Origin of the sequence: Erwinia sp. S43 (assembly GCF_016624745.1) — a bacterium.
Taxonomy (GTDB): domain Bacteria; phylum Pseudomonadota; class Gammaproteobacteria; order Enterobacterales; family Enterobacteriaceae; genus Erwinia; species Erwinia coffeiphila.
Window position 1 is genome coordinate 157,135 of record NZ_JACVTX010000004.1, and the last position, 22,787, is coordinate 179,921.

The window sequence follows — 22,787 nt, forward strand, 5'->3', positions numbered from 1 at the left end:
TTATTTTCCTTTAAAAAAAGGCTTTAATTTTTTCACTCATCTTTTTATTCAACTGGCAGACCCGTGCTTCGGTTAAATCAAGAACTAAAGCGATCTCTTTCAGGCTGATTCCCTGCTGGTAATAAAGATTGAGAATAATACGTTCGCGCTCATCAAGACTGGTTAACGCCAGCGTCAGCGTTCGCTGAATATTCACCTCGTCTTCCAGTTCACGCCCGGCGAACGCGGCGGTCTGACCACCACCCTCGACGGAGAGGATCTCGTCCAGGCTTTCCAGCGCACAGGCCGAGTCCAGCTGCTGATGTTCCAGCCAGGCTTCGGGGCTCAGTGCAAGCTGCTGACAGATTTCCTCATCCGTCGGCTCCCGTCCCAGACTGCGGGTGATGGCGCGGATACCGTCATTGATTTTGTGCGTTTTCTGCCTCAGCGTACGAGGGCGCCAGTCGTGTAAACGGAACTGATCGAGTACCGCACCGCGTACACGCTGCATGGCGTAACCTGCAAACTGTTCGTCCGGCTGGCCGTAACGCCGCAGCGATTCCAGCAGCCCCATCAGCGCCACCTGTTCGATATCTTCACGATCCATCATACCGTTAGCCTGAGGGGACAGCTGACGAACGACTTTCTTCACCAGAGGCAGCCACTGCTGCATAAAGCGGCTCTCTTCGACGGGTGACAGCGCCGTAATATCAGTAAAAGTACTCATGGCGGTTTATCACTGGAAGACCATTTTAGAAATGGTCACGTCGTCAAAAGGAATGGTGACATTGATGTTATGGAAAGCGGACTGATAGCGTTCCATCATCAGCGATCGGAGTTCCATCACCGTCATACTGCGCACCTCGCTGTAGTCCATCGACGTCAGCACATCTACCGCGATACCTTTAATTTTCGGCAACAGGTTTTCCGCTCTTTGCGACTGTGCTTCATCGTGCGTAGTCAGTGCCAAATCCAGCAGCAGATAGCGCTCTTTAACGCTGTTGCTTTTCAGGGTGATGACCAGATTTTTAATTTCAACGAACTGTAGATTTTTCTTATCGTCTGCCGGTTTTGAAGAAAAGAAAGAACTGCTTTCGCTGTTATCAGATTTATTATCCAGATACCTTGAGCCAGCCAGAACCAGCAGCGCGGTGATAATTGCCGCGACCAGCATCAGAATAAAATTCAGTATTAACGTCTTTATATTCATAATTAAACCATTGTCAGTATTGTGCCGTCGGTGCCACGCTGCTGCGGGGTCACCTCTTCGTTATTATTTGCAATCGCCGTTTCCGGCCGATCGCGGTGTCGCTGTTGCTGGCGGCTATCACCGCTCTGGGTCGACACCTGTACGTTCACCTGAACGTTGTTCTGCTCACTGAGACTGGCGCGCATTTCATGGCTGACCTGCTGCAGTAAGCGAGTAACTTCAGGCTGTGCTGCCTGAATCTGAACCTGTAGTTTTCCCGACTCGAAATGAATTGAGATATCCATCTTCCCCAGGTTAGGGGGATCGAGGCGGATCGTCGCTTTCTGAACGCGCCTGTCGATCTGCATTTCCAGTCGTTCGGCCAGCGCCTTTTGTAACGCTTCAGCCTGCTGTTCGGGGGCAGACGGTAAAGCGATCGTCGGGAGTTTTGTGCCGTTTACCTCCCCTTTCAGCAGCGTATTGACCAGCGGCGGAGCAGCAGGTAGCAGCGTGCTTTCTGCCACAGAAGGCTCGCGATCGACACGCAGCATCTGCTGTACCGATTTACTGGCCAGCATCGCATCGGCGGATGTGACCAGCTTTTTCGGTATGTTATGCAGCGCGAACTCCGCCACATCGGCCTCTGAGCCTGCGGTTTGCACCGAGGAGGATGGCGTAGCGAATGACGGCATGACCGTTGAAGTACCGCGGCCCGCTGCCGGTAACGGTGCCAGCACCATCGCTTTCGCTTCCGGCTGCGCCAGGCCGCTTAACGGTGTTCCTCCCGCCAGCAGATTGTTTCTCAGCAGTCCGGCGCTCCCCGCCTGCAAGTTCAGCGTGGAAATATCGCCGCCGTCACGCGGCGAAGCGGCTGCCGCAAAACGCACAGACAGAACCGCGCCGTCTTCCACCGTCTGGGCAACCGGCGCTGCCAGCAGCAGATCCAGCAGCTGCTGCGGGTCGCTGTCGGCAGCCGCAGGCCGGGTATCCTTGTCAGCCGACGGTTCGACGATCTCACCCTGCGGCGGGAACGACGGCATCGTCATCGGTGGCAGACTTGCCGCCAGCGATGCGCCAGGCCGAGCTGAAACAGCAGGCTGCGGCGCGATGCCGGTTAACGGCGTGCTGGCCAGCATTGATGCCCCCGCAGCGGCAGAGATCGTCGACATTATTCATTCTCCTCATGGCTTTCTGAGAACAGCGCGTAGGCCTGCAGCCGCTCCCGGTTTTGCTGAAACTGCTGAATTTTCATTTGCAGCAGGTCATGCTGTTCACGGCAGGTTTTGGCTACCCGCAGGTGGCTGCGGCGAAGCTGATCCAGATCGTCACGCAGCGCATCCTGCAATCCCTGCTCGCGAATCGCGACCAGCAGCTGGCTAATCCGCGCATCAATGCGACGGATCTCATCCCAGCTTTCATCGGCCGCCGCCTGCTCCAGCGCCTGCCCCAGTTGAAGAATGCGCCGATCCATCACGCCCCCATCCCTTCCCAGCCTTCCTGGATATTGCGCAGAATGGTCTCCACCTCGGTTATCTGTTCGACGGAAAGATGGTGGCTGGCGTCATACAGGCGATACACGCAGTAGTCGTAAAGCCCGGCCAGGCGCAGAGCCAGATCGCCGCCTCGCTCGTAGTCGAGGGCGCTGGTTAACGCGTTGAGAATATCGATGCACTTGTTGATGCTCTCCGCCTTGCGCTCAAAGCGGCGCGCCTGGATATGGCCTTTGGCGCGAGTCAGCTCATCCATCAGGCCGCTGAACAGCATCACCACCAGCTGGTGCGGGGTCGCTGCGGCGGTACGGATTGCCAGATCCGCATCCTGATACTGCGTAAAGTCGTTAGAATTTCCGTACATAACTGTCTGTCAAACTCCTAGAAAAATTGCCCCATCGTCTGGTTCATTTGCGCGATGATGGTTTTCATATTGGTGAATTCCTTCACATAACGATTGAAGGTGGTCTCGTAGCGCGTCTGGATCTGCGCATCCTTGCGGCTCAGCTGTTCGCTTTTACGATCCAGACTTTCCTGGCGCTGCTTCAGGGTTCCCTTAGTCCCGCTGAGGAAAGTGTCCAGCGCCTCTTTTTCTACCCGCTTCAACAGGCCGGTATTGCCGTCGAACAGCGCATTAAACGCATCCGGTTTCTCTTTCAGCGCCTCTTCGAACAGCTTGCCGTCCAGCTTGAGCTGTCCCGATTTGTCCGGCGTAATGCCGAAATCCGCCAGCTTCGCGCCGTTAAATTCGGTGCGCAGCAGGGAGTTCAGTTTGCTTTCCAGCGCGTTGATCCCGGAGTCACCGGCCAGCGCGCCGCGAGCGACGGTACCGTCGCTGTTGCCGCTTTTGGTCAGCTCGTCCAGCTGCTTGCGCAGCTTGTTGTAGGCATCAACAAAGGTATTGGCCTGTTCGCGGGTGCCGGTCGCATCGTTATCAACGTTGATAATCAGCGGCTCGTCATCGGCGGTTTTGCGGATCACCGTCAGCTCAACCCCGGGAATGGTGTCCTTAAAGGTATTGGTGCTGCTGGTGAAGGTCATCGCGCCGTCGCCCATGGTGATCACCGCATCCTTCGCCGTTGAAATCTGCGTGGCCTGAGTGGTCAGTTGACCGTGCAGCGCGGCATCATCGGCGGTCAGGGTGACGGCGTTGTCAGCCCCGGTTTTATCGCTGCTGATCATCAGAATGTTCTTGCCGTTCTGCTTCACCAGCGACGCCGTTGCGCCCGAGTTACCGCTGTCCGCGTTGATTTTGTCGCGCAGTTCCGCCAGGTTGCTGACGGAGGACATATCAATGTCGACCTCTTTCTCACCAACGCTGATTTTCAGGTTACCGCTGGCGGCGGCGATATCCGCATCGGTCAGGCTTTCGAACGCTTTCTGGTCGGCACTGGCCGTCTCTTTAACGTTGATGTTGTACAACCCTTTTTTTGCGCTGCTGCTGGCGCTGAGCGAAACGTAACCTTCCTGGCTGGCAGTGGCGCTGTTTTTCACCATGCCGCCGCTGCTGCCGCTCACCGCCAGCCCTTTCAGCGCCGACTGAAAATCGGTCAGGGCGGTCTTCAGCGTGGTCAGCGCTTTCTGCTGCTCTGAAACCCGGTTCTGCTGATTCTTCAGCTGCGACTGCTGTGCGCTGATGCTGGCCATCGCCAGCTGCTGGGCGATGGTTTGCGGATCAAAACTGTCTAGCCAACTCATTCTTGCCTCTCGTCGCCAGCTCTGCGGCTGACAAAAAAATCGTGTTTATACGCAGTTAATAGCAAACTGCGTGCCAACTTTTAAATTTGTTATTTTTCATAATGTTAAAAAGAAAGGAGGAAGAATTATTTCCGCAAACAGCGGTACATAATTTCCGCCAGAGGAAACAAAAACACCGCTACGTGAGCGGTGTTTTTGATTATCAGGAGGGGATTAGCCCAGCATGCCCAGAACCATCTGGCTCATGCCGTTAGCCTGCTTCAGCATCGCCTGGCTTGACTGCGTCAGCATCTGGTTACGCGTCATGTTAGTGGCTTCGGTGGCGAAGTCCGCATCACGGATAATGCCCAGGTTGACGTTGGTGTTGTCCTGCATGTTGGCCAGGTTAGCCGCGGTGTGACCCAGACGGTTAATGTTGGCACCCAGAGAAGAACGCATTGAACCGACTTCTTTAATGGCGGTGTTCAGTTCGTCAATCGCCGTGTTACCACCGGTTGCCGAGCTCAGATCGGAAGAGAGCAGCGTTTTCAGTGAATCAGTCACTTTGGTCATATCAGCACCGAAATCCACTTTCAGTGTTTCGTCAGTGCTGGCACCGATCTGGAACTGCAGTTCCTGGGTCAGCTTGCCGGAAACGTTGCCGCTTACGGAAGAGAGCAGTTTCTCGGTGCCGTAAGAGGTGTTGCTCATGATGTTTTCCAGTTCTGAGTTCAGTTCACCGAACTCAGAGGTGATCGCCGCGCGGTCGTCATCGCTGTTGGTGTCATCCGCAGCCTGGGTAGCCAGATCTTTCATGCGGTACAGGATGTTGTTCACTTCATCAAATGCACCTTCTGCGGTCTGCATCATCGCAGTAGCTTTGGCGATGTTCTGCTTAGCCACGCCCATACCGTTTGACTGCGCCTGCAGACGGGTTGCGATTTGCAGGCCCGCTGCGTCATCGGCCGCTGAGTTGATGCGCTTGCCGGTACCCAGGCGCTGCATTGCAACGTTCAGGCTGCCGGTGGCTTTGTTCATTGCGTTGGTCGAGCTCATTGAGGCTGCGTTGGTGAAAATAGAAAGTGCCATGATTTTTTTCTCCTTGAGGAATCACCGTGATTCCGTTTCCAGTACCTGAGATAAGCGGCAGGCCCGTGGAGATAATTAAGCGCGAGGGGAAAAAAAAGTGAAAAAAACCGGAAGTACCAAATTATTTTCACAAAAACATAAGGTTATAAGAAACCGGGGCCGGTAACGACCCCGTAGTGAAGTCAGGCCGCCGCCAGTACGTTACGAACCCGCGCACCCTGAACGTTGGCCTGGCCCGCCAGCGCCTGCGATACGCTGCTAAAATCCGCCTTGCGCAGCCGGGCGGCAACGTCTTCCGCTGCCTGCAATGCCGAAGACGGACCGTTAAAGGTTGCCATGCTGTCAATCCGCTGCTGAACCCGGCCACGTGTTCCCTGTAGCGTACGGCGCTGGCGGGTGACGGTTTCCAGCGACTGCTCAAGACTGCCGAGCAACGCGCTGCCGCTACCGGGTACGCGCACGAGCTGCTGCAACGTCTCCTCCAGTCCGTTTTCCGCCTGCGGCTTCAACGGGTAAAACTGCCCCTGCGGATAGCGTTCGCCGCTACCCTGCACGCTGAGATGCTGGCTGACCTCCGGCCAGCGCTGCTCACCCACTTCAAAATTGAGCTGGCCGCCGCTGAGCTGTCCATGTATACCCCACTTACCCAGCGCCTGATTCAGCCGCAGCAGATTTTGCTGCGGCGAGCTGCCGTCCAGTTCCGCAGCGCTGATCGCCCGCTGGCGGCCTGCGAGGGAAAAAGTCAGCACTTCCGGGCGCTCGTCGTGCAGCAGCGCAGCGCCGTCCTGCAGGTTGAAATTGACCTTTGGCTGGCTTTGCAGGCTCAGCTGAAGCTGGCGATCGACTGCGCCCCCAGAAAGCGATTCGCGCTTCGCCATCAGCTGTTGCAGTGTTTCCGCCTGCTTCACCACTTCCTCCGCCGGTACCCGGCGGGTAATCAGATGATTAAGCTGGAGCAGCTTTTTTTCCATCTCCAGCAGGAAACCGTCCGCCTGCTGCACGGCGGTAAGCTGCTGGTTAAGCTGCACGTTATAGCGCAGCGGCTCCGAGGAGATTAACGGCCGGTCGGGATACGCCAATGCCGCCGCTTTCTGCGCGGACTGACCAACCGGACTGACGGCCGCTGCCGCCGATGAACGGGTTGTAAGCTCGGCTTTCCCGGCGGTGGCGGCAGCGGTGCTGAGCGTTGTCGGGGCTGCGGCCCCGGAACGAGGATTTACCTGGATCATGTGGCTGTCTTAAATCAGTGAGAACAGCGAAAGCTGTTGGATTTTAGTGTAGCTTTTCTGCGCGCCGACCGTGGCGTTGTACAGGCTGCTCAGTTCAATGCTCGCCTCATACATATCCAGCTGCGTCAGGCTTCTCATCACCGTATCGGTGACCACGTTATTGTCGTCGTGGATATCCTTCAGCAGGCTCAGCCGGTTCTGCCGACCACCCAGCTCGGTATACAGCGCGCCGACGTTTCCGTGCGTCTTCTCAATGGCGTTAAATGCCGACTGCATGTCCCCGAAATAATCCGCGGGAGCCAACGTGCCGTCCTGCATTTTCGTCACAACGTCCTGCAGAGTGTTCAGCATGGCGAGATCGTCGCCGAAAGCGGCGGCCAGCGCTGTCGTCACCTGGATTTCCTGTCCGCTGGAAACCAGCGTGCTGGCGGTGTCATCGTTGCCCTGATAAGACCATGTTTTACTCTCTTCATTAAACACCACCGGTTGCTGGCCGGTTTTGGTGCCGGAATACAGGTAACGGCCATCCTCATCGCGGGTATTCACCAGGGTGATGGTGGCTTCCAGCATCGATTCCAGCTCTTTACCGTAGGCGCTGATTTCTTCCACCGACAGCGTACCGCCCATCGCTTCCTGGAGTTTATCTTTCATCGCCAGCAGCTGCTGCTCGCAGCCCTTAATGCTGCTCTCCTGGGTGGCCAGATTACCTGACAAACGCTGAATATTGGTCTGATACTGGCTAATTGCCGACTGCTCCCGCCGCAGCTGCGCCAGTTGAGAACTGGCGATCGGATCGTCGGACGGTTTCAGAATGCGCGTTTGTAAACTGATCTTGTTACGCACGTCAAACAACTTGCTGTTGTTGCGGCTAAGATTCAGTATGACGCTGTTAGAAAAACTCTGACTGCTGATACGCATAATCGCTCCCTCTGAATCAGAACAGTGCCAGCAGATCGCTGAAGATCCGATCGCCGGTTGAAATGACTTTCATGTTGGACTGATAGTTTTTGGTGTAGACGATCAGATTGATCGCTTCCTCGTCTTCCAGCACGCTGCTGTAGTTACTGCGGTCATTTTCCGTCTGGGTTAACAGTGAAGATGCGGCATCCAGCGCCGCCTGATTATCCCGGCTTTTTGTCGCGACAGTACCGACCAGTGTGGCGCTGGCGTTGGAGAGCGTCGTCTCGCCCATTCCCGGGATGTCCATCGCCATGTTGCCGATTTCAATCAGCTTCTTCAGGTTGTCGTTGTTACCATCAGCGTCCGGCAGGCTTGAGAACGCCAGCTCATCCCAGCTGATGTCGGTCAGCTGCAACATACCGTTCTGGTTAGCCGGATCGAAGCTGAAAAGCGGTTTGCCCGGATTGCCGTTGCGATCGAACCCTGCCGCAAGCTGGCTGTTAAACGCCTCGGCCAGCGACTGCGCCATGCCCTGCACTGAGTTTTCCATTCCGGCCAGCGTTTCAGTTTCATAGTGATGTAGACCGCCCAGCGCGCCGCCACAGTTCATATCGACCGGGAAAGTGGTATTGGAAAACGCCAGCGACAGGCTGTGACTGCCGTTGCTTTGTTTCATCTCCAGCTTACCCGCCGTGCTGCCGCTGACTAACGGCTGCCCGCTGTTCAGCGCGACGGTGTAGCTACCGTCGCTGGTTTCATTAACACGCACGTCAACGAAGCTGCTGAGCTGCTTAACCAGCTCATCGCGCTGGTCGCGCAAAATGCTGGTATCACCGCCCACCGCTTCGGATTCGGTGATTTTCTTGTTGTAGTCGGCAATATTACCGCTCAGCGTGTTGATGCTACCGATGCTGCTCTGCTGCTGGCTGCGGATATCGCTGTGCTGCTTGTTGATAAACTCCTGCAGCTTATTAAAACGGGTCGCCAGCAGCTGCGCATTGGACAATACATCCTGACGCATTGCCTGACTTTCCGGCCTTTCCGTTGCACCGCTTAAAGCACCGAACAAATTATCCAGTCCGTCGCCCAGTCCGGAGGTTTCCGAACCGATCATGGTTTCCAGCTGGCTGAGGTAATTCTGCGAGGTGGCATAAAAGTTGCCGCCGCTGGTCGCCCGCCACACCTGGCCGGTCAGAAACGGATCGGCCATGCGGCGGATGCTGGTCACCTCCACGCCGCTGCCGCTGTCAAAGCGCGACTGGCCCATTGGACCTATCGCCATCTGTTCAACACGCTGGCGGGTGTAGCCCGGCGTGGCGAGGTTGGCGGTGTTCAGCGCGGAGACGTTCAGCTGAGTTTGTGCGGCCCGCATCCCGCTGTAGCCAATATTGAATAGAGAGTTCATCGTTACCCCGTGGTGATGTTGTCTGAAAGCTGCTGAATTAACAGCCCGGCAATACCAGTTGTACGCTGGCTGGCCAGCTCCTGCGCCAGCGCATCGTCATAGAAATCACGCAGCGTGCGTGCTTCCCGACTGTTGAACAGGCCGTCTTCTCCGGCGAGCGCGTCCACGCTTTTACGCATCTCCTGCAGCATCTGGCGCAGAAACATCGCTTCAAATTCGCCTGCAGCCTCTTCCAGGTTTTTCGGTTTAACCCGTGCGGTAAAATCACCCGCGCCCCGCGGCAGCGGTGTGCTGATTGCATTCACCATCAGATCACCACCAGTTCGGCGTCCAGCGCCCCGGCTTCATGCAGCGCCTGCAAAATCGCGATGGTGTCATCCGGGGATGCGCCCAGGCTGTTAATGGTATTCACAATGCTGCGCAGGCTGGTGCCCGCCGGAACCATCACCATCTGTCCCTCGCCGCGACTGACGCCGATATCACTTTCCGGCGTGACTGCCGTTCTGCCGCCGCTGAGCGCACCGGGCTGGCTGACATTTTTTGACTCGCTGATGGTGACGGTCAGCGAACCGTGCGATACCGCCGCCGCACGTACCACGATGCCTTCGCCCATCACGACGGTGCCGGTACGGGCGTTGAATACCACGCGGGCAGGCTGTTTCCCGGCGTCGATCTGCACTTCCTCCAGCATCGACATAAAGGCGACGCGGGCGCTGGCCTCTTTCGGCGCGTTCACCGACACATTGGTGGCGCTTTTGGCCTGAGCGGTGCCGTTACCAAAGCGCTGGTTCAACGCAACGGCAATATTGTTGGCGGTCTTAAAGCTCGGGCGCTTGAGGTTAAGGTAAACCTCGTTGCTTTCAACGAAATCGCTGGGGATCTCGCGCTCCACCGTTGCGCCGTTGGGAACGGTGCCGACGGTCGGCGTATTAATGGTAATACTGGAACCGCTGTCGCCGCTGGCTTTAACGCCGCCAACCACCACGTTGCCCTGTGCCAGCGCATAGACTTCACCATCCGCACCGCGCAGCTGAGTCAGCAGCAGCGTGCCGCCGCGCAGGCTTTTGGCATCGCCCATTGATGAGACGGTGACGTTAATGGTCTGGCCGCGCGCGTACATCGGCGGCAGCGTAGCGCTCAGCGCCACGGCAGCCACGTTCTTCACCTTCGGATCAATTTTCGTCGGCATCTGCACGCCGAACTGGCGCAGCATATTGGTGACCGACTGGTTGGTGAACTTCACCTGGTTGCGATCGCCGGTGCCGTCCAGCCCGACCACCAGGCTGTAGCCCACCAGCTGGTTGCCACGAACGCCCTGCACATCGACCAGCTGGTTCAGCGGCTGCGCCAGAAGCGGTGCTGTTACGCCGAACAGGCCGGTCAGCAGCAGAGGTAATAAATAACGAAACATAATCAAAACCTTAAATCGGGAATAGCGGATGGTTGAAGAAGCGCGTCAGCCATCCGGCGGAGTTCGCGTCGCTCAGCGCGCCGCGACCGGCATAGGAGATACGCGCGTTGGCGATACGCTGTGAAGAAACGGTGTTATCACGGCTGATATCTTCGGAACGCACCAGGCCGGAGACGCGCATATATTCGTCCCCCTGGTTCAGCGTCAGCCATTTTTCACCGCGCACCACCAGTACGCCGTTGGGCAGCACCTGATGTACCGCCACGGTTATCGATCCGCGCAGCATGTTTTGCTGGGCAGAGGTGGCGTTGCCGTTGAAATTGCGATTGCCGGAGAGCGAACCGCTGAGCTTATCCAGCGTTTTACCGGCCACGGAGGGCGCGCCCAGCTCCACATCGTTCTTTTTGCCGAAGTTGGTTTTCGCCTGTTTGCTCGACTGGGTGGACTCGTCCAGCAGCAGGGTCAGAATGTCGCCCACGCGGTAGGCCCGGCGATCCTGAGTCAGCGACCAGTTGTAGCTACTTTGATAAAGTCCACCGCCGCGCACGGTGGCGGCTGGCTGGCTGAAATCTGACGGCGGCGCAAACTCGGCGTCATCTTTCTGCACCAGATACGGCGAACTTTCACAGCCGCTCAGCAGCAGTAACGCCGCCAGCAGCAGAAGATTCTTGTTCATTTTTTTTCCTGTCAACGCAGATATTTTTCTTTTAATTGCGGGCGGAAAGCGCCTTTCCGCACCGTGTGATTACGGGTTACACCTGCTGGTTAAGGAACTTCAGCATGTCGTCAGCGGCCGAGATCATTTTTGCGTTCATCTCATAGGCACGCTGTACGGTGATCATATCGACCATCTCTTCCACCACCTGCACGTTGGAGCCTTCCAGCGCCCCCTGCTCCAGTTCGCCAAACGCCTCTTCACCCGGCACGCCTTCAAAGGCTTCGCCGCTGGCGGTGGTTTCGCGGTAGAGGTTACCGCCCGTCGCTTCCAGCCCGGCCGGATTGATGAAGTTCACCAGCGTGATCTGCCCCAGCTCGGCGGGTTCGCTTTCACCGCCGACCTGCGCGGTCACCGTGCCGTCTTTAGCAATACCGATGCTCTTGGTGCCCTGCGGCAGCTCGATGCCCGGTATCAGCGGCAGCCCCTGAGCGTTGGTCAGCACGCCGTCGGCATTGATGCGCAGGTTTCCGGCGCGGGTGTAGGCAATATCACCGTCCGCCGTTTCCACCTGGAAAAAGCCCTGACCGGTAATCGCCACGTCCAGCTCTTTCGAGGTCACCTGGATGGAGCCGGTGGTAAAGGATTTCTCGGTGCCGAGGATCTTCACCCCGCTGCCGAACTGGATACCGCCGGGAGTGTTGTTGTTCTGATCCAGCGCCACGCCCGGCGCACGCTGGGTCTGATAGAACAGATCTTCAAAGACCACGCGATCGCGCTTAAAGCCGGTGGTATTGACGTTCGCCAGGTTGTTGGAGATGGCGCCCATCTTGGCGTCCTGCGCCGCCAGCCCGGTTTTACTGACCCATAATGCGGGATTCATAATTGTCGTTCCTTCTTCTGATTAGCTGCCGCGGATCAGTCGGTTGCCCGCCTGTGCCAGGGTTTCAGCCGCTTTCATCATTTTGATTTGTGCTTCAAACTGGCGGCTGAGCGATACCGTGGCCACCATTTCGTTGATCGCCGAGACGTTGCTGGTTTCCAGATGTTCACTGGCGACCTGCACACTCTCACTGCGCGGTTCCGTACGACGGGTGCTGACCAGCAGACCGTCATCGTTTTTACGCAGGCGGTTGGCGGGAACATCCACCAGCTTGATGCGATCCACATCCATCGCCGCATCCAGATCGCCGCTTTCGGGGATCACCGAGATCGTGCCGTCATCGCCAATTGCCACTTCGGAAAATGGCGGCAGCTGGATCGGACCGGCTTCGCCCAGCAGGGGTTTACCGTTGACCGACAGGTTGCCCATCTCATCAATATCGATATGGCCGTTGCGGGTATACACCTCACGACGCCCTTCGCGCAGGGCGATAAGTCCATCACCGCGAATACCGATATCCAGCTCGCGCCCGGTTTCTTTCAGTGCACCGTTGGCCATATTGATGCCGCCGTTGGCGCTGTTGACCTGGTAGCGGCTGTTGTAGCCGTAGCCCGCAACCTGCTGGCTGTTGGCCCGTTCCAGATCGGCGCGGAAGCCTTCGGTATTGGCGTTAGCCAGGTTGTTGGCGTGGATCATCTGCTGGTTCAAGCTGCGATTGGCACCGCTGACCGCGGTATAAATAAGACGATCCATAATTACAGCGCCTGGAACAGGGCGTTCATCATCTGATCGTTGGTCGAGATGACTTTGGTGTTCGCCTGATAGTTACGCTGTGCGGACATCAGCCCCACCAGCTCGGCGGTCAGATCGACGTTGGATGACTCCAGCGCGGCGGATTTAATGGTGCCGTACATGCCTGACTTTGGCGTCCCCAGCAGCGGTGCACCGGATGCGTTGGTCTGCTGCCAGGTGGTGCCGTCGGTGGCCTGCAGGCCGTCCGGGTTGGTGAAGTTCGCCAGTACCATCTGCCCCTGCAGTAAACGCTGACCGTTGCTGAAGGTGGCATACACCATGCCGTCTTCATCGATCTGCTGGCCGGTCTTCTCACCCGATTTATAGCCGTCGGCTTTGTTTTTACTCACCGAGAAGTCTGAGCCGTACTGGCTGCTGCCGCCGTAGTTGATGTTGATATTGAGATCGTCAGCGCCGGTGGTCGGTGCGGTAACATTGACCGGGCCACTCGGGCTGGTCAGTAAACCGTTGGTATCGAACTCCAGCGGGGAAGAGGTCGCGTTGGCCTTATCGCCGTCAACCACGTAGTAAGCCGTCCACGTGTTTTCGTCATTTTTCACGAAGTACTGCGTCAGGGTGTGCTCGCGGCCCAGCGAGTCGTACACCTGAGAGGTGTAGCTGTTGTTAAAGGTGTCGTTATTGTCCGGATCGAAGGCCGGATCGGCCGGTTTCACCTCAGCACGGGCATCCAGATTGGCGACAAAATCCAGCGTCGACGAACTTTTAGCCGGCAGACCGCTGGCGTTGATTTGCAGATCGCCAATCGTACCGCTCTGCAGTTTGCCTTCACCGTTCACAGGATAGCCCTGCAGCTTGCTGCCCATATTGTTGACCAGATAGCCGTCGTTATCGGTACCAAAATAGCCGGCTCGCGTGTAGTTGGTGCTGCCGTTGGTATCGCGGACCACAAAGAAACCGTTGCCGTTGATCGCCAGGTCAAGGTTACGGCCGGTACCCGAGATACCGCCGCCGGTGGAGATGCTCTGTGACAGGCTACTGACGCCTACGCCCAGCGGGGCACTGCCGGCGTAAAGCGCGGAGAACTCGGCACGCATCGACTTATAGCCGGTAGTACCGCTGTTGGCGATATTATTGCTGATGGCGTTCATCTGCTGGGTAATGGCGTTCAGGCCGGAAGTGGCAATGTTAAAACTCATAACTAGAATCCTTACGCTTTGGCAGTCGCGGACTGGCCGCCAAACTGACTGATATTGAAGAAAGGTATTTCACCCAAACCTGGAATATTGAGCAGCGCCGAGCCGTCCGGCCCGATGCGCACGCTGTTAACGGTACCGGCAATCTCGATCGGCACTTTTACGCCGCCCTCATCCGTCACCACCGACAGGGTGTATTCACCTTGTTCCAGTCCCAGGGCTTCCGGATCGATGGTGAAGTCCACCAGGCCTTTTTCCTGTTTGCCCAGTTCCAGCGTGGTTTCATTTCCGGCGGCGTCTTTGATATGCACGGTCACATTGCTCGACGGGTGATCCAACGTCAGGCGGCCATCAACAGGCTGCCCGTCCAGACTGATTTTGTCGGAACGCACCATCACCGTCTGACCGGCCAGATTACCGATCGCCAGCACCTGCAGGTTGTCCACCAGCGTGGCGGCGGTTTGCATCATGCCGGTCATGTTTTGCATCGACTGGACCTGGGTCATCTGCGCCAGCTGGCCGACATACTCCGTACCGTCGGTGGGATTAAGCGGGTCCTGATTCTGGATCTGCGCCACCAACAGCTTCATAAACATATCGTTGAGATCGTTACCGCCATTGCCCGCTGGCGCGCGTGACGCATTGATGTCGTCGCTGTGATAGCCACTCTCTACATTGCGCACGCTCATCAGGCTTCTCCCAGTCTCAGCAGGCTCTGCTGCATACTTTTCACGCTGTTCAATACCTCAACGTTGGTTTCAAAATTGCGCGACGCCGACATCATGTCGGCCATCTCCTCGACGGTGTTGATATCCGGGTAGAACACCTGGCCGTCGGCGTTTGCCAGCGGGTTGCCCGGCTCATAGCGGCGGATCGCCGAACCGGTTTCCACCACGTCCAGCACCTGTACACGGGCTCCCGGCATAGCTGAGGAGTCCATCAGCTGACTGCGCTGATAAACCGCCGCAAAAACCGGGCGGCGCGCTTTATACGTCGCTTCTTCGCTGGCCGCCGGGGATTCCGCATTCGCCAGGTTGCTGGCGATGGTATTCAGGCGCACCGTCTGCGCCGTCATCGCTGAACCTGACACGCGATAAATGTCGTTAAATGACATGGTTATTTCCCTTCAATGGCCTGCTTGAGGCCAATTAGTTTCGAATTCAAAAATTGCAGGCTGGTCTGATAATCCAGCTGGTTCTTCGCGAATTCGGCCTGCTCCACTTCAAGGGCAACGGTGTTGCCATCCGTAGAAGGTTGATAAGGCACGCGATATTTCACCGAAGGAGAGGAACTTAACGAACTTTTGTTCTGATAACGTTGCATCTCAGCGGCAAAATCAATATCTTTAGCCTGAAAGTTTGGGGTGTCGACATTAGCCAGGTTGGCCGACAACAGCTCTGCTCGGGAAAGTCGAAGCTGTAGTGCGGCTGGATGAATGCTCAATGCCTTGTCAAAACTTATTCCCACGTTAAAACCTCAGTTAAACAATGATTCACACGCTTATAGCAACAAGCGTGCCAACTTTTTAATTGATTGATTTTTCGAGGTTTATATGAATAATCCGATGACAAAGGGGAAGGCCTCTTTCCTCTGCCTGGCACTGTGGGGAGTAACCTTCTTTTCCGCTGCCGCCCCCGAACCGCAAACCGCCCGCAAGCAGATCTACAACCAGGCCGTGGCCAGCGCCGACGCGGATATCAAACGCGTGGCCGCACTGAAAAAATGGCAGGGCTATCAAACCAAAATCAACGTCTTTATCCCTGGGGAAGCCAGCCGCTTTGCGCGCTGTTCCCGCCCGCTAAGCGTGGCCATGCCGGTCAGCGATCGTCCTGATTTGTCGCGAATGCGCTACGATATTCGCTGTGAGGGAGCGAACGGCTGGGAAATTAACGTTACGGTCAAACCCGACATCTACCTGCCGATTCTGGTCGCAAAAAGCACGCTGGAGCGCGGTAAACTGCTGGCGGCCAGCGACGTAGAGATAAAAAAGAAGAACATTACCGGGCTACGCGACGGCATTATCGTTAACCCTGACGACGCCATCGGTCTGACGGTGAAGAAGCGCATTCGTGATATGCAGCCGATTTCCCCTTCGCTGCTGGATCAGCCGGTGATGGTGGAACGCGGCCAGCGCGTGGTAATGCTGGCCGAGCAGGACGGCGTGCAGGCGAAGATGATTGGCGAAGCCATGAAGAAAGGTCGTAAGGGCGACGTGATCAAGGTGAAAAACCTGACCAGCCAGCGCACCGTCAGCGCCGTGGTGGAAGGGCCTGGGGTGGTGCATATGCTGCTGGCCCCTTCTCAGTAATGGCCTGAGCGGAAGGAAAACTTCCGCTTTGGCACTGCCCGGCGGATATCAGGCGGAAATTATTTCATCACTGATTTAAGTTCGTTTTCTGCGGGTCGCTATTTGAAGTCAGACGATATTTAAACGAATTTGGGTTATAACCAGCGATGAAAATTACTTCTAATCTCTTAGTCCCAGGCAGCGCCATGCAAAATACGATAAAAAGCCCGGCAGCAGAGAATGTGAAAACCTCTGTTGCGGCCCCCTCCGTTTCAGCTGCGCCGATCAGTCAGGCCCAGCAGGCGCTGCGCGGTATGCCTGAAGTGGATAGCCAGCGCGTGGCGGAACTGAAGGCGGCCATCAGCAAGGGTGTGCTGGATACCGACCCGGCATCACTTGCACAAACCATGATGGATTATTACCGCCGATGAGTAACCCGACCGAACGCGTTAAGACGCTGCTGCACGATCTGCAGCAGGATACCGATCGCTATCAGCGGCTGCTGGCTTTACTGGAGCAGCAGCGCAAGGCGATGCTGGCCTGTCATGCCGCTCGCAGCGAGGAGATTGGCGGTGAGCTAATGACGGTTTATCCGCTGCTACAGGCCAGCGCGCGCCGCCGGGCTGAGACGCTGGTCGGTTTCTCGCTGTCGCCGGACGGCCGCGGGCTGCTGGCACTGTTTTCCCGCCTGCCCACCGCGCTGCGTGAGCGGGCCACCGGGTGGTGGGCTCAGCTTGAGCAGCAGGCACAGCGCTGCCAGCAGTTGAATCAGCACAACGGTTTGTTGTTGAGCAGCCAGCAGGAGATGCTGGGTTCACTGTTGCATAACGATCCGCAGGATTTCCTTTATTCCCGGTAAATTCGGGGAGCGCTGGTTGCTGGCATCATGGTGCACCGGGGTTCGGCGTGGGGGGCTACCCGGCGGTCCTCGCGTCGCTACGCGATGCCTTCGTTTCCGGCATCGGGCCGACGGATCGGCCAGGAGTGGGCTTCCTGCCCACGCCTGGCCTGATGTCAGCGTCCATGCTGCCATCTCCTGGCCCGCTGCCTCCACCTCAGCGCTGCGGATTGCCGGGTAGCCCCCCACGCCGATCCCCTCGATACATTGTGCTTGCTGTTTTTCCTGTCCCCATTTCGCTTACAACGCCGAACTCACACAACCGGTCGACAAGTAACACTTCCGTTGTAAAAACCGCCAAACTAAAAAGTCCAAAACACCTTCCCCATCGTCATTGCACGCTCTTTTAACCCGCAGGTGACGCATTATTAATCTCAGGCAACACGAATATCAGAAAGCAGGCTGGCTGTGCCCCCGAGCGGGCAATCCACAGCGCTGACGGAAAGTGAAAACAGATTCACCATCAGGGACACTCTTTTAATTTCAGGCAACACGAAAGTCAGAAAGCAGGCTGGCTGTGCCCCCGGGCGGGCAATCCACAGCGCTGAACGGAGAAAGGAAGCCAGGATTCGGCCGCATGGACGCGGCCGAAAGTCACAGCCGCGCAGGACGCGCGTCTGTGGCGGTCCGTCAGGCTGACGAACGCAGTGAAGGCACTGCGAAGCGGCGCGAGGACCGCCCGAACGGGGGCACAGCCAGCCTGCGCCAGCCACCGATTCCGCAATAAACACGACACAGTTACTCGCCTGTGACAGTCCGTCAGGCTGACGAACGTAGTGAAGGCACCGCGAAGCGGCGCGAGGACCGCCCGAACGGGGGCACAACCAGCCAGCGTAACGCCCCGAAATTGCAGGCTAAACCTATCTCAATAACGAAATCCCCGCCAACAGCGGATTGTCACCGCCCCTGACATCCTCCGAACGATGCCAGGCAGCAAACAGCGCAGCGATCGTCTCATCATCCAGCACCAGATAACCTTGAATAAACAACCCACAAAGCATTTTCAAACTAAAGAAATGCTGACACAAACGGTTGAACTCCTGCTCCCATGCCCGCTCGTCCGCACCGGGAAAAACATGGTGATAAAACGCATACAGCAAAACATTAATAAACACACTGCGCCGCGACTGCATAAACGCCGCCAGCTCACTATCGCTCTCCAGATCGCTCAGCATCTCCTGCAAATAGCGCGGAGTCATCACGTTAATTTCATTCAGCTTCAGCACCAGCGTCATCCCGGTAAGCGGATCGAGGCTGGCATCCAGATCCCTGCGGCTTAATGCCTGAAGCTCGGCAAGCTTGTAGGTATCCACCGGCGGCAGCTGGGCAAACGCCTCTGCCATCGCGCCCTGCTGCATCATCATCACCAGCTCGTCACCAAACGCCGAAATCTGCTGTGGCTCAGCAAGCTGAGGACTTTTCCCAATCAGCACACCCAGCGCGTAGAGGATCAGTTCCGGCGGAGCATCGCTGGCAATCGCCAGATTGATCGCCGCCTGATTCATCGCCTGCTGGCGTGGATCGAGCGCTGCGGCTTCCGGCTGCACCGACATCTCACTGTGCAACACAAAAGCATCTTCCCGGCACAAAATCTCCTCCGCTGCGCGATCGCAGCCGGGCCGTGCGCTGTGGCGGATCTCATCCTGCCAGCGCCGGGTAACCTGCCACGGCTGCTGCTGGCAGCCGGGACAATCACAGGCCACGGCAAAATGCCGCAGGCGTAAAACATATTCAGGGGTATAACTTTCTGTCGAATTCACGTTGGCTCCCCGGCGCTGTCCGCACCGCGTAAGGCATTCAGTTTATTGAAAAAATGATGGGCCAGCGGCCGACCGGATTCGTCGCTATCCTGATAGATGTAGCTGGGATAGAGCGCAAACCAGCGCCCGCTCTCACACAGCCGCTGCCACTGCAGGTTCTGCTGAAGGCTCAGATCCTCCGGCGCTGCCAGCTGCCGTTCGAGGCTGGCTTCCAGCATGGCGATAAAATCGTTATATCGCGGCTGGTTAACCGCGTAGGCCACCGGGCGGGAAGCGTTGATCGCGCGAATCGCCGCCGGTAGCGCCTTCAGCGGCTGGCCTCTTTCCAGTTCGCAGCCCAGCAGCAGTACGTCCCAGTGCAGCGCGCGGCAGGCGGCAAGCAGTTGGTTAAGGTTGTTAACGGTTTTTTCCTGGCGGACAAAACGGGTACGGTCGTCCAGCAGCAGATAGTTACGCCAGCCCACTCGACGGGCCAGCTCGGCTGCCCGCAAATGGCCCGCCGCCAGCGGCTCATCTGGAACGGAGTAGAGCACCTCGATCTGCTGCGGCTGCACGCCCTGCGCCACCAGCTCGCTGATGTAGCCCGTCAGCCGCTCTGGCTGCGCCGGGCAGGCGCTGACCACCACTCGGTCGAAAAAGGACCAGTCGATCTGCGTACGTACTGGTGCATGCCGCAGCCGTTGATAAAAGCGTTTCAGGTGCGGATCGGTGACGTAATCCACCAGTTGTCGGTCGTCGCGCTCACCGCTGCCCATCACAAAATCTTTATCAAAAGTGTTGGCATTATGAGAGATGCACAGGATGCTGCGCTCCGGGGCCAGCTGCAGCACCGGCGTGCTGAAGTCGTTGAGGAAACTGCCCTCTTCCGCCAGCCGAGCGTCGTCATCATAGCGGTGCCGTTTAAGATGCGATCGATGATAGGCAAAGGTGCCGTTCAGCGCGTGCTTCGCCCCGAAGGTGTGGCTGTGATAGATGCGGTCGATATGGCTGTACCAGATTGGAATACTGTCGCAGCCGGCGAATGTTGCCCGGTGGCGCTGCATCTCGCTAATGGTGTAGCTGAGTTTATCAGGGGGATAGAAGTCGTCGTCATCCATGCAGATGATGTACTCCCCCTTCGCCAGCGCGTTCAGCCGGTTGCGTTTTTCGCCGATGGTTAGCCGCTGTGGTAAATGGTAGTAGCGGATCTGCTGCGGCGAGGCGGCGTACTTTTTCATCCCTTCAATCAGGTCGGCACTGCTGGTTGTGGAGTCGTCAAGAATCACCAGTTCCCGCCGTTCAGCGGGATAGTCCTGATACTGAAACATATACAGCAGATAGGGCAAAAACGAGCGGCGGTTCCACGTGGGGGTCACAACGCTGACAAACGGCAGCGACTCTGCCTGCCCGGCTGACCGGGAATGGAGGTTTATTTGAGCATGTTTCATTGCGGTTTCACTGCGTTTACTTTTTTCCGGACCGGTGCCTGCGCATCCAGCTCTGCATCGCCTGAGCATCGGTGAGTTTTTGCCTGTCGCGATCCAGCGCCTGTCTGATGGCGACTTTTTGCTGCTCCATCACCACATTGAGGGTCATCTCGCGACTGGCGTGTTCCAGCAGCTCGCGCTGAGTGGCTTCCTGTTCAATGGCCGCCAGCGCCTTCTCCTGCTGCTGCCAGTCAATCACCCGCTGAATCGTGGCCTTGAAGCGGGCCTGGTTATGCAGCTGCGCAGCGTCGGAGGCAATGCCGCTGCTGCTGTCGCTTAGCGTTCGCAGCGCCTCGATATTATTGCTGTAGCGCTGCTGTAGCTGTTTCTGCTGCGAGAGTTTGCTGCTGCTGTCTTCCACCGCGCGCTGACGGATCTGATGCAGTTTTTCCAGTACCTGGAGGCTGGCAGGTTTCTTACTCATGTCGCGATATCCTTGCGCTTAATTGTTTTCGTTTATTGTTTTCTTTGAGCGCCCGGAGCACCCACTCAGGCTTTCGCCAGGTTTTCCAGTCCGCTTATGCAGCTCTCCAGCGTGCTGCATTCGTCTACCTGCTGGCGTAAAAAGTTTTCCACCGCCGGGAACAGGCGCACCGCGCGATCCGCCGCCGCGTCTACCCCGGCGACATAGCCACCGAGCGGCAGCAGCGGTTTGATTGCCATATAATCGGCGTACATCTGCTTCAGGTCGCGCGCCGCCTGCTGATGGGGTTTCGCGGTGACCAGGCTCATGCAGCGGCTGATGCTCTGGCCGATGTCGATTGCCGGATAGTGGCCGGTTTCCGCCAGCTGGCGCGACAGCACGATGTGGCCGTCAAGTACCGCTCTGGCGCAGTCAACGATCGGGTCCTGCTGATCGTCGCCTTCGGCCAGCACGGTATAGATCGCGGTCATCGTGCCCTGGCCCTCTGCGTTGCCCGCGGTTTCCACCAGCTTCGGGATAATGCCGAACGCCGAGGGCGGATAGCCCTTGGTTGCCGGGGGTTCACCCAGCGACAGGGCGATTTCACGCTGTGCCATGGCGTAGCGGGTCAGCGAGTCCACCAGCAGCAGCACGTCTTTGCCGCGATCGCGATAGTGGCTGGCGATCGCGTGGCACAGTTCGGTGGCTTTGATGCGCATCAGCGGTGATTCATCCGCCGGGGCCGCCACCACCACCGATTTCGCCATCCCGGCGGCCTGCAACGCGTGTTCGATAAACTCTTTCACTTCACGGCCGCGTTCACCGATCAGCCCAACCACCACCACTTCGGCGCTGGTGCAGCGGGTGATCATTCCCAGCAGCACGCTTTTACCGACGCCGGAGCCGGCCATCAGTCCGACGCGCTGGCCTTTACCAATGGTCAACAGCCCGTTGATCGCCTTCACCCCCACATCGAGCGGGCTGTCCACCGCCTTACGGGTCAACGGATGGATCTGCGGGATCTGCTGTTGCAGTACCGTGTCTCCTTCCAGCCTGCCGCGTCCGTCGATCGGCTCCCCCACGCCGTTAATGACCCGCCCCAGCCAGCCGTCACCAATCAGCAGCTCGCTGTTTTTTTCCGCCGGGAACACCCGTGCGCCGGCTCTCAGCCCCTGCGGCTGTTTGAACGGCATCAGGTAGGTGACATCGCGGTCAAATCCCACCGCCTGGGCATCTATCAGCTCGCCGCTGCTGCTTTCAATCTGGCAGCGCTGCCCCACCGCCAGCTGGCAGCCGAGCGACTCCAGCAGCAGGCCGTTAGCGCGGACCAGCCTGCCCGCCACGCGTACCAGGTTAATGTTTTCTATCGATTTAAGCGCCTTATCCAGGGCCAACTGAGTAATCATGATGCGTCAGGCTCATCCTGCGGCTGCGCCAGGTTCTGCGACAGCACGTCCATACACTGCTCCAGACGATGGGCGCAACCGACATCCATCTCCGCCGCTTCGGTAACAATCCGGCATTCGCCTTCGGCAATGGTCGGATCGCTGGTCAGGCCCCACTCGCTGACTTTCTCCGCTTCGCTCTCGCTGATGCGGGCAAACTCCAGCGGATTCAGCAAGACCCGCAGACGCTTCGGCGCTTCCGGCAGAACGCTAAGCGCCTCTTCGACCAGCGCCAGCAGCTGGGTGGGCTGCAGTGCCAGCTCGCAGCGGATCACCTGGCGGGTGACTTTCTCCACCAGCTGTAACAGCTCGCTGCGGCGTCGCTGTTCGTATTCATCCAGTTGCGTCTGCATCTGCGAAATCAGATCGTCCAGCGGACGTGCGGCGAGCATAAATTTGGTATGGGCAATGCGCCTGCCGTCCTCGCGCCCCTGCTGCATCCCCTCTTCGCGGCCCTGATTCAGCCCGTCCTGATAGCCCTGCTCTTTACCTTGTTCCATCCCCTGGCCGAAGCCATCGCTGATCCCCTGCTGGAATCCGGCCATCAGCTGCTGCTGATATTCCGCCGCGTTCAGCGACTGGCCGTCGCCCTGCGGCCATGACTTGCGCAGCGGCGGGAACTGATGGAGGCGCGGCCGTGGATGGCTTACCTGTTGGTTCTTTTTACTCATTGGC

At 57.7% G+C, this 22,787-nt stretch carries 27 protein-coding genes; 3 read left to right on the forward strand and 24 right to left on the reverse strand.

All coding sequences use genetic code 11. The features are described 5' to 3' along the window. Positions 1 to 10: 10 nt before the first annotated feature. The 19 genes from IBT47_RS06990 to IBT47_RS07080 all read right to left on the reverse strand — a co-directional run bounded on the left by IBT47_RS06990 (position 11) and on the right by IBT47_RS07080 (position 15,320). The gene (locus IBT47_RS06990; RefSeq protein WP_200559904.1) at positions 11 to 706 is read right to left on the reverse strand and encodes a FliA/WhiG family RNA polymerase sigma factor; all 696 of its coding nucleotides are present in this window, start codon (positions 704 to 706) and stop codon (positions 11 to 13) included. A gap of 9 nt (positions 707 to 715) precedes the next feature. Then, entirely contained in the window at positions 716 to 1,189 is a 474-nt protein-coding gene (gene fliL / locus IBT47_RS06995; RefSeq protein ID WP_200559905.1) for a flagellar basal body-associated protein FliL, read from the reverse strand. A 2-nt stretch (positions 1,190 to 1,191) separates the two neighbouring features. Beyond that, a complete protein-coding gene (locus IBT47_RS07000) occupies positions 1,192 to 2,337 on the reverse strand; it encodes a flagellar hook-length control protein FliK (RefSeq protein ID WP_200559906.1) in 1,146 nt (381 codons plus the stop codon). Further along, positions 2,337 to 2,639 carry a hypothetical protein gene (locus IBT47_RS07005; RefSeq protein WP_105590956.1) on the reverse strand — a complete coding sequence of 101 codons (303 nt, stop codon included), beginning with the start codon at positions 2,637 to 2,639 and terminating at the stop codon, positions 2,337 to 2,339. The genes IBT47_RS07000 and IBT47_RS07005 overlap by 1 nt, the downstream gene beginning before the upstream one ends. Further along, a complete protein-coding gene (gene fliS, locus IBT47_RS07010; protein ID WP_105590955.1) occupies positions 2,639 to 3,022 on the reverse strand; it encodes a flagellar export chaperone FliS in 384 nt (127 codons plus the stop codon). Before fliS ends, IBT47_RS07005 begins: the two co-directional genes overlap by 1 nt. A gap of 17 nt (positions 3,023 to 3,039) precedes the next feature. Further along, the gene (fliD, locus tag IBT47_RS07015; protein WP_105590954.1) at positions 3,040 to 4,356 is read right to left on the reverse strand and encodes a flagellar filament capping protein FliD; all 1,317 of its coding nucleotides are present in this window, start codon (positions 4,354 to 4,356) and stop codon (positions 3,040 to 3,042) included. A 213-nt stretch (positions 4,357 to 4,569) separates the two neighbouring features. Next, the gene (locus IBT47_RS07020) at positions 4,570 to 5,424 is read right to left on the reverse strand and encodes a flagellin (RefSeq protein ID WP_200559907.1); all 855 of its coding nucleotides are present in this window, start codon (positions 5,422 to 5,424) and stop codon (positions 4,570 to 4,572) included. 182 nt (positions 5,425 to 5,606) lie between these two features. Next, positions 5,607 to 6,653 carry a hypothetical protein gene (locus IBT47_RS07025; protein WP_200559908.1) on the reverse strand — a complete coding sequence of 349 codons (1,047 nt, stop codon included), beginning with the start codon at positions 6,651 to 6,653 and terminating at the stop codon, positions 5,607 to 5,609. Positions 6,654 to 6,662: 9 nt separating this feature from the next. Beyond that, positions 6,663 to 7,571, reverse strand: coding sequence for a flagellar hook-associated protein FlgL (gene flgL / locus IBT47_RS07030; RefSeq protein WP_200559909.1), 909 nt, complete (start codon positions 7,569 to 7,571; stop codon positions 6,663 to 6,665). A gap of 16 nt (positions 7,572 to 7,587) precedes the next feature. Then, complete coding sequence (flgK, locus tag IBT47_RS07035; protein WP_200559910.1) at positions 7,588 to 8,958, reverse strand: flagellar hook-associated protein FlgK; 1,371 nt, start codon at positions 8,956 to 8,958, stop codon at positions 7,588 to 7,590. Between the two features lie 2 nt (positions 8,959 to 8,960). Further along, entirely contained in the window at positions 8,961 to 9,266 is a 306-nt protein-coding gene (locus IBT47_RS07040) for a rod-binding protein (RefSeq protein WP_200559912.1), read from the reverse strand. After that, positions 9,266 to 10,369: a flagellar basal body P-ring protein FlgI gene (locus IBT47_RS07045; protein ID WP_200559914.1), complete on the reverse strand. Its 1,104-nt coding sequence runs from the start codon at positions 10,367 to 10,369 to the stop codon at positions 9,266 to 9,268. Before IBT47_RS07045 ends, IBT47_RS07040 begins: the two co-directional genes overlap by 1 nt. Before the next feature lie 10 nt (positions 10,370 to 10,379). Then, entirely contained in the window at positions 10,380 to 11,045 is a 666-nt protein-coding gene (gene flgH / locus IBT47_RS07050; RefSeq protein WP_105590947.1) for a flagellar basal body L-ring protein FlgH, read from the reverse strand. A 76-nt stretch (positions 11,046 to 11,121) separates the two neighbouring features. Then, complete coding sequence (gene flgG / locus IBT47_RS07055) at positions 11,122 to 11,907, reverse strand: flagellar basal-body rod protein FlgG (protein WP_200559916.1); 786 nt, start codon at positions 11,905 to 11,907, stop codon at positions 11,122 to 11,124. A gap of 21 nt (positions 11,908 to 11,928) precedes the next feature. Continuing rightward, a complete protein-coding gene (locus tag IBT47_RS07060; RefSeq protein WP_105590945.1) occupies positions 11,929 to 12,660 on the reverse strand; it encodes a flagellar basal body rod protein FlgF in 732 nt (243 codons plus the stop codon). Between the two features lie 2 nt (positions 12,661 to 12,662). Further along, positions 12,663 to 13,856, reverse strand: a complete 1,194-nt coding sequence (gene flgE, locus IBT47_RS07065; protein ID WP_200559918.1) for a flagellar hook protein FlgE — start codon at positions 13,854 to 13,856, stop codon at positions 12,663 to 12,665. Between the two features lie 11 nt (positions 13,857 to 13,867). Beyond that, positions 13,868 to 14,542: a flagellar hook assembly protein FlgD gene (gene flgD / locus IBT47_RS07070; RefSeq protein WP_200559920.1), complete on the reverse strand. Its 675-nt coding sequence runs from the start codon at positions 14,540 to 14,542 to the stop codon at positions 13,868 to 13,870. After that, positions 14,542 to 14,967, reverse strand: a complete 426-nt coding sequence (flgC, locus tag IBT47_RS07075) for a flagellar basal body rod protein FlgC (protein WP_105590942.1) — start codon at positions 14,965 to 14,967, stop codon at positions 14,542 to 14,544. The genes flgD and flgC overlap by 1 nt, the downstream gene beginning before the upstream one ends. 2 nt (positions 14,968 to 14,969) lie before the next feature. Continuing rightward, positions 14,970 to 15,320, reverse strand: coding sequence for a flagellar basal body protein (locus IBT47_RS07080; RefSeq protein ID WP_200559921.1), 351 nt, complete (start codon positions 15,318 to 15,320; stop codon positions 14,970 to 14,972). A 97-nt stretch (positions 15,321 to 15,417) separates the two neighbouring features. Between IBT47_RS07080 and flgA the strand changes: the two genes are divergently transcribed. The 3 genes from flgA to flgN all read left to right on the forward strand — a co-directional run bounded on the left by flgA (position 15,418) and on the right by flgN (position 16,999). Next, entirely contained in the window at positions 15,418 to 16,161 is a 744-nt protein-coding gene (gene flgA / locus IBT47_RS07085) for a flagellar basal body P-ring formation chaperone FlgA (RefSeq protein ID WP_200559922.1), read from the forward strand. A gap of 185 nt (positions 16,162 to 16,346) precedes the next feature. Then, positions 16,347 to 16,571, forward strand: a complete 225-nt coding sequence (flgM, locus tag IBT47_RS07090; RefSeq protein WP_200559924.1) for a flagellar biosynthesis anti-sigma factor FlgM — start codon at positions 16,347 to 16,349, stop codon at positions 16,569 to 16,571. Further along, the gene (gene flgN / locus IBT47_RS07095) at positions 16,568 to 16,999 is read left to right on the forward strand and encodes a flagellar protein FlgN (protein ID WP_200559926.1); all 432 of its coding nucleotides are present in this window, start codon (positions 16,568 to 16,570) and stop codon (positions 16,997 to 16,999) included. Before flgM ends, flgN begins: the two co-directional genes overlap by 4 nt. 899 nt (positions 17,000 to 17,898) lie before the next feature. On the opposite strand, the gene IBT47_RS07100 is transcribed toward flgN, so the two are convergent. The 5 genes from IBT47_RS07100 to fliH all read right to left on the reverse strand — a co-directional run bounded on the left by IBT47_RS07100 (position 17,899) and on the right by fliH (position 22,783). Next, complete coding sequence (locus IBT47_RS07100) at positions 17,899 to 18,798, reverse strand: hypothetical protein (protein ID WP_200559928.1); 900 nt, start codon at positions 18,796 to 18,798, stop codon at positions 17,899 to 17,901. Continuing rightward, complete coding sequence (locus tag IBT47_RS07105) at positions 18,795 to 20,225, reverse strand: glycosyltransferase family 2 protein (protein WP_200559929.1); 1,431 nt, start codon at positions 20,223 to 20,225, stop codon at positions 18,795 to 18,797. Before IBT47_RS07105 ends, IBT47_RS07100 begins: the two co-directional genes overlap by 4 nt. Before the next feature lie 16 nt (positions 20,226 to 20,241). Next, the gene (locus IBT47_RS07110) at positions 20,242 to 20,688 is read right to left on the reverse strand and encodes a flagellar export protein FliJ (protein WP_105590935.1); all 447 of its coding nucleotides are present in this window, start codon (positions 20,686 to 20,688) and stop codon (positions 20,242 to 20,244) included. A gap of 65 nt (positions 20,689 to 20,753) precedes the next feature. Next, a complete protein-coding gene (gene fliI / locus IBT47_RS07115) occupies positions 20,754 to 22,073 on the reverse strand; it encodes a flagellar protein export ATPase FliI (protein WP_200559931.1) in 1,320 nt (439 codons plus the stop codon). Beyond that, positions 22,070 to 22,783 (reverse strand): flagellar assembly protein FliH, encoded by a 714-nt coding sequence (fliH, locus tag IBT47_RS07120; RefSeq protein WP_200559933.1) that lies wholly within the window; start codon positions 22,781 to 22,783, stop codon positions 22,070 to 22,072. The genes fliI and fliH overlap by 4 nt, the downstream gene beginning before the upstream one ends. Positions 22,784 to 22,787: the final 4 nt, after the last annotated feature.

Bases quoted from the DNA above. Each gene is read 5' to 3' on its own strand.
- fliS (WP_105590955.1), bottom strand. From the start codon at position 3,022: ATGTACGGAAATTCTAACGACTTTACGCAGTATCAGGATGCGGATCTG.
- IBT47_RS07005 (WP_105590956.1), bottom strand. From the start codon at position 2,639: ATGGATCGGCGCATTCTTCAACTGGGGCAGGCGCTGGAGCAGGCGGCG.
- IBT47_RS07000 (WP_200559906.1), bottom strand. From the start codon at position 2,337: ATGTCGACGATCTCTGCCGCTGCGGGGGCATCAATGCTGGCCAGCACG.
- fliI (WP_200559931.1), bottom strand. From the start codon at position 22,073: ATGATTACTCAGTTGGCCCTGGATAAGGCGCTTAAATCGATAGAAAAC.
- IBT47_RS07110 (WP_105590935.1), bottom strand. From the start codon at position 20,688: ATGAGTAAGAAACCTGCCAGCCTCCAGGTACTGGAAAAACTGCATCAG.
- IBT47_RS07045 (WP_200559914.1), bottom strand. From the start codon at position 10,369: ATGTTTCGTTATTTATTACCTCTGCTGCTGACCGGCCTGTTCGGCGTA.
- flgM (WP_200559924.1), top strand. From the start codon at position 16,347: ATGCAAAATACGATAAAAAGCCCGGCAGCAGAGAATGTGAAAACCTCT.
- flgN (WP_200559926.1), top strand. From the start codon at position 16,568: ATGAGTAACCCGACCGAACGCGTTAAGACGCTGCTGCACGATCTGCAG.
- IBT47_RS06990 (WP_200559904.1), bottom strand. From the start codon at position 706: ATGAGTACTTTTACTGATATTACGGCGCTGTCACCCGTCGAAGAGAGC.
- flgH (WP_105590947.1), bottom strand. From the start codon at position 11,045: ATGAACAAGAATCTTCTGCTGCTGGCGGCGTTACTGCTGCTGAGCGGC.
- flgE (WP_200559918.1), bottom strand. From the start codon at position 13,856: ATGAGTTTTAACATTGCCACTTCCGGCCTGAACGCCATTACCCAGCAG.
- fliH (WP_200559933.1), bottom strand. From the start codon at position 22,783: ATGAGTAAAAAGAACCAACAGGTAAGCCATCCACGGCCGCGCCTCCAT.
- fliL (WP_200559905.1), bottom strand. From the start codon at position 1,189: ATGAATATAAAGACGTTAATACTGAATTTTATTCTGATGCTGGTCGCG.
- flgA (WP_200559922.1), top strand. From the start codon at position 15,418: ATGACAAAGGGGAAGGCCTCTTTCCTCTGCCTGGCACTGTGGGGAGTA.
- fliD (WP_105590954.1), bottom strand. From the start codon at position 4,356: ATGAGTTGGCTAGACAGTTTTGATCCGCAAACCATCGCCCAGCAGCTG.
- flgD (WP_200559920.1), bottom strand. From the start codon at position 14,542: ATGAGCGTGCGCAATGTAGAGAGTGGCTATCACAGCGACGACATCAAT.
- IBT47_RS07025 (WP_200559908.1), bottom strand. From the start codon at position 6,653: ATGATCCAGGTAAATCCTCGTTCCGGGGCCGCAGCCCCGACAACGCTC.
- IBT47_RS07060 (WP_105590945.1), bottom strand. From the start codon at position 12,660: ATGGATCGTCTTATTTATACCGCGGTCAGCGGTGCCAATCGCAGCTTG.
- IBT47_RS07105 (WP_200559929.1), bottom strand. From the start codon at position 20,225: ATGAAACATGCTCAAATAAACCTCCATTCCCGGTCAGCCGGGCAGGCA.
- flgK (WP_200559910.1), bottom strand. From the start codon at position 8,958: ATGAACTCTCTATTCAATATTGGCTACAGCGGGATGCGGGCCGCACAA.
- flgC (WP_105590942.1), bottom strand. From the start codon at position 14,967: ATGTCATTTAACGACATTTATCGCGTGTCAGGTTCAGCGATGACGGCG.
- flgL (WP_200559909.1), bottom strand. From the start codon at position 7,571: ATGCGTATCAGCAGTCAGAGTTTTTCTAACAGCGTCATACTGAATCTT.
- IBT47_RS07020 (WP_200559907.1), bottom strand. From the start codon at position 5,424: ATGGCACTTTCTATTTTCACCAACGCAGCCTCAATGAGCTCGACCAAC.
- flgG (WP_200559916.1), bottom strand. From the start codon at position 11,907: ATGAATCCCGCATTATGGGTCAGTAAAACCGGGCTGGCGGCGCAGGAC.
- IBT47_RS07040 (WP_200559912.1), bottom strand. From the start codon at position 9,266: ATGGTGAATGCAATCAGCACACCGCTGCCGCGGGGCGCGGGTGATTTT.